The 12,800-nt window shown below is 34.6% G+C and carries 10 protein-coding genes; 5 read left to right on the top strand and 5 right to left on the bottom strand.

Going from position 1 to position 12,800, the window contains the following annotated elements; all coding sequences use genetic code 11:
* Positions 1-305: 305 nt before the first annotated feature.
* From FHR29_RS03905 to FHR29_RS03890, 4 genes are all read right to left on the bottom strand, one after another.
* Positions 306-779 (bottom strand): hypothetical protein, encoded by a 474-nt coding sequence (locus FHR29_RS03905; RefSeq protein WP_132842591.1) that lies wholly within the window; start codon positions 777-779, stop codon positions 306-308.
* Positions 780-890: 111 nt separating this feature from the next.
* Positions 891-1,520 (bottom strand): response regulator transcription factor, encoded by a 630-nt coding sequence (locus tag FHR29_RS03900; protein ID WP_132773625.1) that lies wholly within the window; start codon positions 1,518-1,520, stop codon positions 891-893.
* Positions 1,513-3,726, bottom strand: a complete 2,214-nt coding sequence (locus FHR29_RS03895) for a sensor histidine kinase (RefSeq protein ID WP_183912446.1) — start codon at positions 3,724-3,726, stop codon at positions 1,513-1,515. Before FHR29_RS03895 ends, FHR29_RS03900 begins: the two co-directional genes overlap by 8 nt.
* A 243-nt stretch (positions 3,727-3,969) precedes the next feature.
* Positions 3,970-4,473 (bottom strand): YfbM family protein, encoded by a 504-nt coding sequence (locus tag FHR29_RS03890; RefSeq protein ID WP_132773622.1) that lies wholly within the window; start codon positions 4,471-4,473, stop codon positions 3,970-3,972.
* 195 nt (positions 4,474-4,668) lie between these two features.
* On the opposite strand from FHR29_RS03890, the gene FHR29_RS03885 reads away from it, so the two are divergent.
* Together FHR29_RS03885 and FHR29_RS03880 are read left to right on the top strand one after the other, a co-directional pair.
* On the top strand, positions 4,669-5,805 hold the full coding sequence (locus FHR29_RS03885) for a hypothetical protein (RefSeq protein WP_183912444.1): 1,137 nt from the start codon (positions 4,669-4,671) through the stop codon (positions 5,803-5,805).
* A gap of 105 nt (positions 5,806-5,910) precedes the next feature.
* Positions 5,911-8,112: a TlpA disulfide reductase family protein gene (locus tag FHR29_RS03880; RefSeq protein WP_183912442.1), complete on the top strand. Its 2,202-nt coding sequence runs from the start codon at positions 5,911-5,913 to the stop codon at positions 8,110-8,112.
* 202 nt (positions 8,113-8,314) lie between these two features.
* Here FHR29_RS03880 and FHR29_RS03875 read toward each other — a convergent pair whose 3' ends face one another.
* Positions 8,315-9,424 (bottom strand): serine hydrolase, encoded by a 1,110-nt coding sequence (locus FHR29_RS03875; protein WP_221197796.1) that lies wholly within the window; start codon positions 9,422-9,424, stop codon positions 8,315-8,317.
* Between the two features lie 537 nt (positions 9,425-9,961).
* Between FHR29_RS03875 and FHR29_RS03870 the strand changes: the two genes are divergently transcribed.
* The 3 genes from FHR29_RS03870 to FHR29_RS03860 all read left to right on the top strand — a co-directional run bounded on the left by FHR29_RS03870 (position 9,962) and on the right by FHR29_RS03860 (position 12,753).
* The gene (locus FHR29_RS03870; RefSeq protein ID WP_183912440.1) at positions 9,962-10,405 is read left to right on the top strand and encodes a MarR family winged helix-turn-helix transcriptional regulator; all 444 of its coding nucleotides are present in this window, start codon (positions 9,962-9,964) and stop codon (positions 10,403-10,405) included.
* A complete protein-coding gene (locus tag FHR29_RS03865; RefSeq protein ID WP_183912438.1) occupies positions 10,402-11,826 on the top strand; it encodes a serine hydrolase in 1,425 nt (474 codons plus the stop codon). The genes FHR29_RS03870 and FHR29_RS03865 overlap by 4 nt, the downstream gene beginning before the upstream one ends.
* A gap of 450 nt (positions 11,827-12,276) precedes the next feature.
* The gene (locus FHR29_RS03860) at positions 12,277-12,753 is read left to right on the top strand and encodes a hypothetical protein (RefSeq protein WP_183912436.1); all 477 of its coding nucleotides are present in this window, start codon (positions 12,277-12,279) and stop codon (positions 12,751-12,753) included.
* Positions 12,754-12,800: the final 47 nt, after the last annotated feature.

Below are 12,800 nucleotides of genomic sequence, written 5' to 3'. Positions count from 1 at the left end.
AACTAAATAACGATAAGCAGTTGTTTATAATTAGAAAGTCTTGCGCTAAACGCTCATCAATCAATGCTTATTGATGGAATTACTTCTATAATCTTTACAATTATTATTAGAGAGATGAACAAGGACAGTTAGTCGACTATTATAAATATTCATCTACACTTCGTTCTGTTTCACTGAATACTAACATAAAAAGCCACATGTCATAACGTGGTCCTTAATAAACATATGCATTCAAACTTAACGCACTTATACGAAAATAGCCGGTGATCTCCATCATCGGCTATTTTATTTATTCTTATGTGTATCTATTTTTTGGCGTAATCTTTCTCAAATTTATCTGAAGCGACATTGACACCATTCGCCATATCTTCAAATGCCTTATTAATATTGTCCAGTAATCCTTGTTCTACCACCGGATCTTGAGTAGTACTCTTTCTAATATTAATCAGTTTTGGGTAATCTTCTGAAACAATTTTACCATAGCCTTTCAACCCTTTTAGAATGGCTTGCTGCAACTGGTCATCACCGTTGAAATCGCCAATTTTTTCAACCTTTTTAATGTCTTCTTTTACAGCTTGGTCCCATTTTAGGGCTACTTTTTCTGCTTCATCATATTTTTTTGACTGCATTGCGCTGTTCATTTCGCTAATATGTACCTCTTCACTGTTGATAATCGTCATCAGTTCATTGTTATAGGCAACCGCATCTTTCTTTTGGCCACAACTTAAAAGTGTGCAGAACATAATTAAAGCAGCACTTCCTGAAATCACTTTTTTCATCTCTTTTTATTTTTTGTGTTGATAATTTGTTAAAACCTCTTCTGAAGGATAAACAAATTTAAAGGATGAAAAAATTTCAGCAAATCCCTGAATGTAGTGGTTTTTTGACCATTAGTCACGAAGAATACCATATTCAAGTGCAAGTTTGATGACAGATGCAATGCTTTTCACCTCAAATTTTTCGATGAGATTCTTTCTATGACTTTCAACTGTATGATGACTGATAAATAAAGTTTCGGCGATTTGAACGGTAGTTGATCCCTTGATTGCTTCCATTAATATTTCCTTCTCTCTGCGCGTGAGCTTAGGTACATTTTGAAGACCAATATTGTCTTTCTTACTCATTTTTAACTTAGTCTTCGCGCACAAAAAAAGTTCTCCCTGACACACGCTCCGAATACCTGCTATAATCTCCGGTCCTAAAGCATTCTTTTGGATATATCCGTCCGCACCTTGTGTGATCATACTATTAATGACAGCGTATTCATTATGAACACTGATAGCAACAATCTTCATGTGTGGGCACCGTTTCTTAAATAAGGCGACTAACTCTATACTATTCGTATCAGGAAGATTAATATCAAGCAATAATATATCAGGATTAATCCGTTTAATCCGTTCGAGTGTTGATTTACCATCTGTAAAGCAATCCAAAATTTTAAAATCGGGTTCTGCCTCTAGAATATTTTTTAAACCTTCCAGCATCATCGGATGATCATCAGTAATTACTATATTAACCATAATAAGGATTATTATTTATCGGAAACTCTATTTCTATACTTGTACCTTTTCCGGTACGGGAATAAATATGCATCTTCCCGCTTAAAAATTCGAGGCGAGACTGTACATTGTGTATTCCGGCTGATTTTTTTCCATCTGCAAGATGCGGATCAAAGCCCTTTCCATTATCTTCCACAGTGATCAGGATATGATCATTGTGTTGCGACAGTTGCACTATAATCTGTGAAGCCTGAGCATGTTTCACCGCATTATTTACCAGCTCCTGGATTATTCTGTAGACGACTATTTGTTTATCTTTTGAAAGGTCGGCTTCCAATTTTACAAATTGACTGGAAATCTCAAGCTCATCGTTACTCATGCGTTCAGCATATTCTTTAAGAGCTTCCTCTAAGCCATATTTATCCAATAGTTCAGGCATAAGGTTATGTGCAATGCGGCGCAACTCGACTACAGCAACATCGAGCTGATCTAAAGATTTACTCAGTGTATTTCTACTGGAATCATTCTCATTCAATAGCGTAAGACCGGATAAAGTGATTTTTGTCCCGGACAAAATACCGCCTAATCCATCATGAAGATCTCTGGCTATACGTGAACGTTCGGTTTCCTGCCCCTCCAACATGGAGACCAAAACCTGTAGGCTTTCTTTCTGTTTTAATGTTTTGAGATGCTGGCGATAAGCATAATAGATCAACATGGCAGCTATGATAAATGTCAGGATAAGGAAAAAATAGACTGAATTTATTTTTGATTTGTATGCAAGTTCTTTTTGAGAAGTTTTAAGTTGTGCTGCCCGTTGCTGTATCTCAACACGTGAAAGTTTAAGTTCTTTACCTCTGTTATCTGCCTCTAGCTGGATAACTTCTATCTGCTGACGCTGAATTTCTTCATTTAATTTTAAGTTTTCCAAATCCTGCAGCTGCGCCTTATTATGCGCATGCATCAACGAGATTTGTTGTTTTCTCTTTTCGGCTTCAAATCGCAGTCTTATCAACTGTTGTTGCTGTCTCTCTTTTTCAAACTGCGCTTCTAATCTGCGCCCCTGTTCCATTTTATTTGCATTGAAAACTTCTTCGTAGAGCTTGACATATTGTTTATAGTAATGATAGGCTTCATGATACTGACCTTCTGTCTCATATACCTCTGCGAGCTTTTGATATAAGCTAAGGGCAATCGTATTTTCTATTACAGTATCTTTCATGAGCGCGGCTAATGAAGCAAGGAGGTATTTTTTTGCGGTTTCTGTATCACCTTCTTTCATGCTATATTCTGCCATTATTCCATAAGCCGAAGCTACCTGGGCATATTGTTCTGTTTTTTGTCCAACTTCTAGTCCCTGTTGCGCATACTGGAGCGATTTTGTTTTATAGGACGCCGGATAATACTGTAAATACAGATTGGCCAGGTTAATTGCGGCAAAAGATAAGTCAGAGGGCACAGCCATTGTTGAGCTGTTCTTTTCATAGAATTTAATAGCTTGGAGGTAATAACTTTCAGACTGGTTACGAAGATGCTCATTTTCGGGCTGATTGATGTACTGCTCCTGATAATTATATCCCATAGACATGTAAGCGTCAAAAATATCCATGGGTCTATTTCTTAATTTAGCGACTTCCAGAGTAAGTTTAGCGTATTTTTCCTGTAAGTCATATGTTTTCCAGTTTGAATAGATCGATGATAGCTCCTTATAAATTGCAGTTTTTCTAGATATAACGATATCTGTCTGAGGGGCTTGATCGTAAAACACTAAAGCGTTCTGGAAGCATCGGATCGCCTGTTGCTCCTGATTATTCCTCGCATGCATCCAACCCTCACAATACGACACATATCCTTTAATGCTCAGCTCTTTGGTTTTTTTTGCAAATATTTTAGCCTGCGCGAGATATCTGTTAGCGGATGTATTATCTTCTAGTATCTTGCTGTTCATTGCGGCAATACCACACAGCTGTGCGGCGTATTGTCCATCAAGCTTTTTAGATGCTCTAGCTATATTTTTTTGCAGCAACACCATCGCTTCCTTTTGCTGACCATTAAAAAAAAGTGCATGCGCATATTTGCCCGCCAACAATAGCTGTTGCTCACTGCCTTCAGCGACCTGATGATATTCACTTGCAGCGGTTTCAACAGCACTCTGAGCACTAATCTTCCCGAAGAAAAACATCACTAAAATTAATACTAAATACTTCTTCACTGTACAGATTTTCATGTTTGCTTTTGAAAGCAAGATTTAGGACAGGAACAACATCTTTTTATAATCATATTTTCTTTAACAATTTATAATTAAACCAAAATATAAAAAGACCGTTGAAATGCTCGTAAAAAGACAAAATAGTTAAACAATAATAAGATATTCCATTCGATTTGCTATTATTTTTACAGCATCTTGTACTTATTGATGTTCGGAGCGGCGAGAAAAATGCTGATATAGCTTCTGGCCCTTAAAATAAAATTAACAAAGGAAGGTAATCACAGCTTGATTTTCTGCTACCGCTAATTGCAAAAATTCTTTCAATTTTCGGAATTCCTGAATCAGATAATTTAGCGCTTCAGGATCTTCCCAAAATTCAGGATAAACACCTTCCTCATTCATTTTTTCGGCATCAAATCGATCTGATAAAGAGGATTCAGAGATGTCATTCACAGCTTCTAATAATTCTTCAGTCTGGGGTGACGTAAGGTATTTCGCAGGGCCATATCCCATATCCTGTTCCACGTCAAGTATATTGGGACCAAATATTAGCCATTGCAAAGGTGGGGGCACTATTTTGTAATTATTTAAGGGTTCACCTGTAACAACGTAAAACAAGCCATCCCAGCTTTTACCGATGTCTAATAGGTTTGTTTTTTCAGAATTAGAAGTAGAAAAAAGGTCATCTTCCAATAACTGACTGTTATCAAGATAACGCAGTAAAGTACTTTGGTCTATCCGTAGATATTGTTGTATTATTCCCATCCAATAAAATTAACTAATTTTAATTTTATTCTAAAGCAAAGAGTTTTGATATTTCAACTTTACTTTGACTTTGACTAAAACTTAGTTAATAAAAAGATTGACAACCTGATCTTATCAACCTGTTTTAAAAAAAAAATGCATCGATGAAAAGTAGTGATATATTTTATCAATATGTTGTATCTTTCTAAAAAAAATATGAAGAAAACCAAACTACTTATTCTTAGCCTTTTTATTGCCAATTTCAGTTATGCGCAAACCTCACTAATGGATAGCTTAATTCAAAAAAACTATTCCACTTTTAAAAAAAATAATAGCAACGCATTCGAAGGAAAAGGATGGACTACCCTTCAGGGTGAAATCAGCAAAAACAATTCTGTGTTATTGGGCGAATACCATTTCACCAGTGAAATCCCTTACTTCACAAATGCGATTGTAAATAGTATTAAGTTCGACAACTATTTTATGGAAATTGATCCCTATACAATCAATACCATATCAACAAAAATTAAATCCTTATCCCCTGCTGAACTGGACAAATTCCGCAATGAAAACGGTTCTGCTTTATCTTTTTTACAAGGTGAGGCTGAGTTTGATTTGTATAAAAACATACTTCAGCAGAACATCAAGATATATGGAGCTGAACAAATTAGTTTATTTTCAGACCAGTTACTCTTTTCTGAACTGAGTAAAAAATCCAAAAATAATAAAGCAATAGAAATTTATAAGCAGATGATCGCTAATTCGGCTGCCTATGACACAAAACACAACACCACATTCTATTTGTTCTCTGATGATTGTCAGGCTAAATTGGACGCACTGAGCGCTCTAAATTTATCAGCAAACGAAAAAGAGCAACTTGAAGCACTCAAATTAAGCAAAGAACTTTATTTAAATCGAATTCATCCTTTAAGAATTCAATACTTGAAACACTTGATTCTTGATAAACTCCCTGAATGGAAAGACAAAAAGAATCTATTCAAATATGGTGCTAATCACATGCCTAAAGGAGAGAGTTTAATGGAAGTATTTGATATTGGAAACCTAGTGTCTAATATTGAAGAGGCAAATTACCGCAACTCATTGCATATTATGATTATCGGAAAGGGTGAAGGTGAAACATTGGCTGATTTAGACGAATATAAACCTTTCTTAACCGTTGTGAAAGATGACAATTGGTATACCTATGATTTAAGACCTCTGAAACAAGCTATTTCTAAAAAGAAGCTTAAAGTGGAGGATTTAACGCTGGAAAGAATTATAAAAGGTTATGACTATCTGGTTTTCATTCCAGAACTAACTAAGACCCCAAAAACAGGTAAACAAAATCATTAAATAAGCTAAAAAGAAAACATACGCCACTAGAGTAATTAAAAATTACTTGGTAAATAACTACTTCAATTAATTTTCTTACATTAGAGTAATTTAACCAATTAACCGATGAAGTACTTACTCTTAGTGGTCAGTTTGTGTGTACAAGTGGCTGTGGCACAAAAGAAGCCAACCGTTTATTATATCGTAAAAAAAAACAGCAATTACAACCGAAATGCTGATGAAAAAACCTATTATATAGCATTAATAAAACTAAAGAAGGTAGCCAGCCAAGGTGATCTTATGGAATTGCGCGTAACTGGTTTTGAAAGTAAAAATGGAGACCGTATATTTTCTACTGAAGACCTGAACAAAGGGGAAAATTTCTTGGCTTCGACAGCCGCGATCTCCGACATCTATGGTTTGACAAAACCTTTGCAATTTACAGTCAATAAGGGAGTAATAAGCATAGATACGCTGAAATGGAAGGATGAGATAAGACAGCAACTTACTGCATGGGAAATTAAAGATGATATTGCTGAAAATGCCTTAACCAATACATTTTCAGAATACGGTAACCTGCTGCAATCTCTCTATTTTGCGGCATTATCATCTTCGGATGAAAATGCATTGAAGAAATCTGATATCACAAAAAATGGTCTAGTATACCATATGGTAAAACAGAATAAGTCTGAAATTGCCGTCAACTATTCGCAAAGCGACAGCTCTTCAACAACGGAAGGAAGTACCAGCTTTGATCCTAAAACCCACCTTGTACGAGATGAAAATCGAATAGCTAACTATTCATTTTTAGATGCGAATGGCAAAAAGATAAACGGCCACTCTTCCAGTTCAATAGAACGTGCGAGCAAATATACTGCAGCTGCGATTGAAAATGATTATTATGATATGCTCGTAAAAGGTAGCTATTGGAGCAATGCAATAAATACAAATGATAAAACAGATAGTATTAAATTACAACGGTATATAGAGCTATACGAAGCGAAATATGCAGGAAATCGTGATTACGTTAAAAATAAACTGGGACATCTGCAAAGCTTTCGAGATAAGCAGTATTATGATGCTTTATCATCCATATCTCCAAAGTTACTGGCCGGGACTTACCATCTGAGCAACAAAGTTTCATTCGATAATATCTCAGACCATGACTTTAAGGAAATCATACCACTCCTGAATGATAAGCAACTCTTCGAATATCTACAACAAACGCTAAGTCAATACATCATGTCTCTAAACAGTTCAGCTCTGCAAAAGCTCGATCTTATTGCCAATCAATTTAGCGAGAGAGAGCGAGTGGCGGCTAGACCAATGTACTTATGGGCAAAGGCAATGCAGAATCAGAATATAGATAGCCTTAAGCAAATCCAAAATGAAGTGCTCGATATGGATAATGAGTACTGGAATCAAGGAAATGCCAGTCGTTATGCACTTTTGATTCAGAAAATCCTTTCTGAACATGGTAGATATGATGCACAGACGATGCAAATAATAATCGATAAAATTACAGCTCTGTATGAAGACGAGGCAAATAAGAAACGTTTCCTACAAAAAGCTCATTTAGCTTATGCATATTATCTGGCGTATGAAAAGACACCAGTAGACCAAGAAGATCAGGCGCTCCTGTTTTTGGAAAAAGCGGCCTATTATTCTCCAAAAAATTCTGCTGAAAAGGAATATGGAACTTTTTATGACCGCGTCTTTTTAAAATCAAAAGAAAACTACAGTGACGATTATATGGTGTTATTAAGTAAGGGGGGTAAAAAGGATGTGGCTCTTCAAAACTATATACAAGAGTTTTTGAATAATCCGGCGAGTAGTTTTAAAAGCTTATCATCTTTTTATCGAGAAAATTATGCTGAGAGCAGTTTCAATGATTTTTTCAAGAAAGAGATTATTTCAAAACTTGCAGATGCACCATCCTTTTTGCTAAAAGATATGCAGGATAAAGAATTTTCATCCGCGCAATTGGCTGGAAAATGGACCGTCGTCGATTTTTGGGGTACCTGGTGTGGCCCTTGTGTTGCTGAAATGCCAAAACTCAACAAGTATTACCTGGAACTAAAGCAGGATAAAATGAGCAAAATTAATTTTATGAGCATTGCCTGTAGCGATACAAAAGAAAAAGTGCAACGCTTTTTAACGAACAATAATTATGAAATACCGGTACTGATGTCCGATTCTAAAGTAGAACAAAATTATAAAGTCCGTGGATATCCAAGCAAATACATCCTTACACCAGAAGGGAAACTGATTCCTACAGAATTTGGATTCGACTGGGAAAGTTTAGTCTTGGAATTAAGTAAGCTATAAACAGATGAAATAGGCTTATAGTTGTAATATTTAAAATGGCTATATACTTTAACACCCCTATTTCTTATTGTTGCTTTCAATTCTAACGGACAAGTTAAAGCTAAGTGTAATTACGTGGTGTTTTTACCAAAGGATTATATTGGTTTAAACCACTTTATTGTGAATAGTCTTCCTGTTTAAAAGACAACTTCAACTTGGATTTTCATTTTTTGTTATTTTTTAGATGATTAATCATTTCGAAGACACCAAGTTGAGCTGATTCAGCGCCACTATTCACTAGTACAATATAACCTATTAGCTTTTTTCGGTCAATTTGTGAATAGGAAAAAAATGTACCGTCCGACCCGGCGTGTTCTGAAATTGCTTCATCGTTTTTAGTGTAATTTCCCCAGCCTAATGCGTATTCATCGCTTGCAGTATGAAGAAATTTATAAGTCCTAGATTTTAAAAAATTGTCTTGTCCAGCTAAACCTAGCAAATTTAGTTGGATGAATTTTGCATAGTTTTCAATATTCATACTCAAATCTCCAGCAGGTTCAGCCATTTTTAAATTGTAATCATTATCAGAATAAATTGAGACAATCTTTCCATTTTCAGACCAATGTCCAAAGGGCTGATTTTCGAAGTTTCTATTGGGCCAACCGAAAGCGACGTCAATATTTAATTCTTCACTAAGAAATATATTGATTAATTCTTCCCAAGATTTTCCACTAACTTTTTCAGCCATTAAAGTTGCAACACTATATCCTGCATTTGAATAGTTGTATTTATTACCTTTATCGAATGGAGGAAGCGTTAATACATATTGGGAAAACTTTTCACGCATTTCCTGTTTATTTCCGGTAAATTTTGGAAGTTCTTGATATGCAGCTCCGCTTGTGAAAGGCTGTATATTCGCTTTATGAGCAAGCAGATCTGCTAATGTTATATGTTTATAATTTGTGTGTGATCCAACGATTAGGTCTGGAAAAAGGTCAAAGAATTTGGTGTTCCAATCAATTTTTTCGCTTTCGACTAATTTTGCGATCACAAAACTTGTTATAGCTTTTGTATTTGAACCTAAATGAAAATAATCTGATAAGTTAGCATCCGATTTATCATCTATTTCAGAGATTTTATGATGTCCTAAAACCTTTTTAATGATAATGCTGTCTTTTGTAACGACAGCAAATGCCATTTCAGGAATGCTATCTCTTTCCATAATTTTTCCCGCAATTTGGGTGAAATCTTGTCCATTCACTGAGATAGATAAAAATATTAAAAATGAAAAAATGACTGTCTTAGGCATTGATTTTATAATTGGATGTAACACTCAAATATACTACATTTCTCCATACTTGATCTTGCACAGCTTTTGTTAAATTAGGGTTACATACCGAATAGATTTCGATCATTTGAATTTGATATTTTAAATAACCTGAATAAGTTGCTAATTATACTTTTTACTTCTACTGCAGAAGTAAAAGAGTAGCTCTGCGTTGCAAGCAACTCCTTTCTAAAAAATTAGCGTGCAACTCGGCTAAAAATAATAACAAAGCCACATCTCACGATGTGGCTTCTACTAAACATATGCATTCAAACTTTACTTACTTATACGAGTTTATGGACTGGAATACTTTCCATTCAAAATTCACATCTCTGACATCTATAAAAAAATAATAGCTACAGAAGAACTTAGACTCAAAGATGAAAATCTTAATAATATGAGGCTATGCATTGATCTGATCTACTCTGTTTAATAATGAATAACCCCATTCATAGAGATACTTAACACTTACGTGATCTTATCTTCCACAATTACTTGATATATCAAATAAATAATTATATTTGTTTGATATATCAAGTAAATATGAAATTCGAAACTCCAACTAGCACCGTATTATACTCCATTGAAGAAACTATAAAAGCTTATCGTAGATTATGTCAACAGAATATATCTAGTATAGTTCCAACAATTACTGTGGACCAAGCTTTGATTCTAATTATCATTGACAGAGAGGATAAAAGTCAATCTGAAATTGCCGATTTAGTTTTTAAGGATTATGCATCAATGACCCGAATAATTAAGTTGATGATAAACAAAAACTATCTAACAAAGACTATTGACGATGCTGACAAACGAAAATCGGAGTTAAAAATCACACCTAGTGGTAAAGAAATCATTGAAAAACTAAATCCTGTTATAAAGAAAAATAGAGAGATTGCATTAAACTCATTGTCAGAACAAGAATTAAAACAATTATTTGAAATATTAAACAAAATTACCCAAAACTGTAAAACATCTATGAAATGAAAAAATGTATCCAACTATTAGTTGTCACCATTATATTTTCTTGTACGAATAATAAAACCGCTTTTTCGCAAGACACTATAGCAAGGGAGATTGTTAGCTATCTGGATTCTTTAGACGGTTTTAGCGGTGCTGTTTTAATAGCGAAAGATGATCATGTTTTATTGCAGAAATCTTATGGGTTTGCTCATTTGGGACACAAAGTCAAAAATAATACGGACACAAAGTTTTCTTATGCTTCCATAGGGAAATCATTCACAGCAGTTGCTATATTCCAATTAATCCAAGCTGGAAAATTATCCTTAGATGATCCTATTGGAAAATTTCTCTCAAATTATCCAAATAAGGTAGCACGAGATTCCATCACAATTAGATTATTACTCATGCACAGAAGTGGACTGGCTGATTATTTTTATTCGGATAAGTTTTTGAATTCTTCTAAAGTAAAATTTAGAACAATAGAAAGCCTTAGCGACTTATATGAAAATGAACCGTTGGAATTTAAGCCGAATGAGCAATTCTCTTACAGGAATACAAACTATATTGTGCTCGGTAGAATTATAGAAACTGTGAGTAAAATGCCTTATGAAGATTATATTAAAAAGCATATTTTCGCTAAAGCAAACATGCAAAATACGGGCAATTTTGATATTGACCATATTATAGAAAATGAAGCAGAAAACTATACACTCTCGGATGTTTATCCAAACCAATTACAAAAAACATTTTTTATGAGTGCTGTCAAGGGTAGTTCTGCGGGAGGAGGCTATACCACCATAAATGATCTGTATAAATTTGCATTGGCATTTAAAAATAATAAGCTCTTAAATGCTAAGTATACAGATTTTATGAAAAAGGAACCTGAAAATGGTTGGTATGGATACGGAATGCAGTTTGCAGGAGCAAAAGGATCTGGAATATACGGCCACAGTGGCGGACATTTTGGTGTTGGTGCTGAATGGCGGATATTTAACAAACAAAATTATACTGTAATTCTACTTACGAATAAAGACCTGGATCAAGGATTTTTAGATGCTCGTTTTTTTATTGAAAAAACAATTGCAGGTTCAACACCAAAGCTAGATACTTATTTTTACACCAAAAAAGTGATCAACACTTGTTTGGATAAGGGTCTTGATAAAGCTGCAATTCTTATAAAAGAATCAAGATTTGAACTATCTGAAGCCGACCTGAATGCCAAAGGGTACGAGATGATTAAAAGAGGTTTATATAAAAAAGCAATAGACGTATTCACACTCGAAATTTTATCTTTTCCGAAATCGTATGAAGCTTACGATTCTTTAGGAGAAGCTTATATGATGGACGGTAATCTTAAAAAAGCTATTGAAAATTATAAAAAAAGTTTAGCATTAAACACGGAAAACACGAATGCAAAGGAAAAGTTAAAAGAATTGATAAAGTAAAATACAACGTAATACTCCAACTTCTGCAAGCTGTAAAATTAACAGCAGTTAATTACTTTATCATAAATAATTCTTCTTGATGAAATGATAGAGCCCTTCGGGGCTCTTTATAAATAAAGCCGAAACATTTACGCAACCAATTGATTTCTTTCTGTAAGTATCTCTAAAAAATATTTTACTTCATGAGCTGAAATTAGAGGAAGAACTTTGCGCTAAGTTAAGCCTCCTACATTTCTTTGCAATATCCCTGATTCGAGGGGTAATCTAGGTGAGCCATTCTCTGTAATTTTGTAGAAAACATCTCTGATTTTCCTATCCAAACTTAAGTAGATGATAAAAAATACTTTCATTACGATTGTGTTAACAGCAAGACCTGCAGCTGCACAAAGTAACGCAAAAAGAAAGTGAAAATCAGAAAGAATACTATTTTTAGACAAATAGCACTATGATATGAATAGATTTAATGACATTGATCCCACGATCATCCAAAAGGGAATCGCTTTCGCTAAACAAAAAATAGAAGCTGATTACAGCGACAAATTTGTTTATGCACTTCCAGATTGGGCGATGCTAACTGGCAATCCAGAACCGATTGCTGTAGTTCCGGTTCACGGAAATGAAGGCATTTTGGTTACTAAGCAACGTGTGGATTTTGAAGTAGATTTTAGTGACGAAAGCTCAATCGTTTTCTACACTAACTATCTGAACAGTCAAATGAACACGCACTTACCCCTTTTGGGTTATGTATTGTTTTACAAGAATGTATTAATGGTACAAAAAGATCCAAGTTATGCGTTAGCATTAAGTGACTTCGAGTCGGCCGAAATCATCCGTTATAACAGTAATAATATAAGCACAGATTTTTCTTTTATTACCTTTAACAAAGATTTGGAATTAGTGGTTTATACTTCAGATTTGCAAAATTAATCCTGCCATGAAAGGCATACTTTTCAGGAAAGTTATCAGGCAACACA

Source organism: Sphingobacterium sp. JUb56 (genome assembly GCF_014191365.1).
Lineage (GTDB): Bacteria > Bacteroidota > Bacteroidia > Sphingobacteriales > Sphingobacteriaceae > Sphingobacterium > Sphingobacterium anhuiense.
The sequence above is the reverse complement of the archived record's forward strand: the minus strand, read 5'-3'. Positions and strand labels throughout refer to the sequence as shown.

What these genes read in the sequence shown, in the direction of transcription:
- FHR29_RS03905 (WP_132842591.1), bottom strand. Translation starts at nt 779, where the DNA reads ATGAAAAAAGTGATTTCAGGAAGTGCTGCTTTAATTATGTTCTGCACA.
- FHR29_RS03900 (WP_132773625.1), bottom strand. Translation starts at nt 1,520, where the DNA reads ATGGTTAATATAGTAATTACTGATGATCATCCGATGATGCTGGAAGGT.
- FHR29_RS03895 (WP_183912446.1), bottom strand. Translation starts at nt 3,726, where the DNA reads ATGAAAATCTGTACAGTGAAGAAGTATTTAGTATTAATTTTAGTGATG.
- FHR29_RS03890 (WP_132773622.1), bottom strand. Translation starts at nt 4,473, where the DNA reads ATGGGAATAATACAACAATATCTACGGATAGACCAAAGTACTTTACTG.
- FHR29_RS03885 (WP_183912444.1), top strand. Translation starts at nt 4,669, where the DNA reads ATGAAGAAAACCAAACTACTTATTCTTAGCCTTTTTATTGCCAATTTC.
- FHR29_RS03880 (WP_183912442.1), top strand. Translation starts at nt 5,911, where the DNA reads ATGAAGTACTTACTCTTAGTGGTCAGTTTGTGTGTACAAGTGGCTGTG.
- FHR29_RS03870 (WP_183912440.1), top strand. Translation starts at nt 9,962, where the DNA reads ATGAAATTCGAAACTCCAACTAGCACCGTATTATACTCCATTGAAGAA.
- FHR29_RS03865 (WP_183912438.1), top strand. Translation starts at nt 10,402, where the DNA reads ATGAAAAAATGTATCCAACTATTAGTTGTCACCATTATATTTTCTTGT.
- FHR29_RS03860 (WP_183912436.1), top strand. Translation starts at nt 12,277, where the DNA reads ATGAATAGATTTAATGACATTGATCCCACGATCATCCAAAAGGGAATC.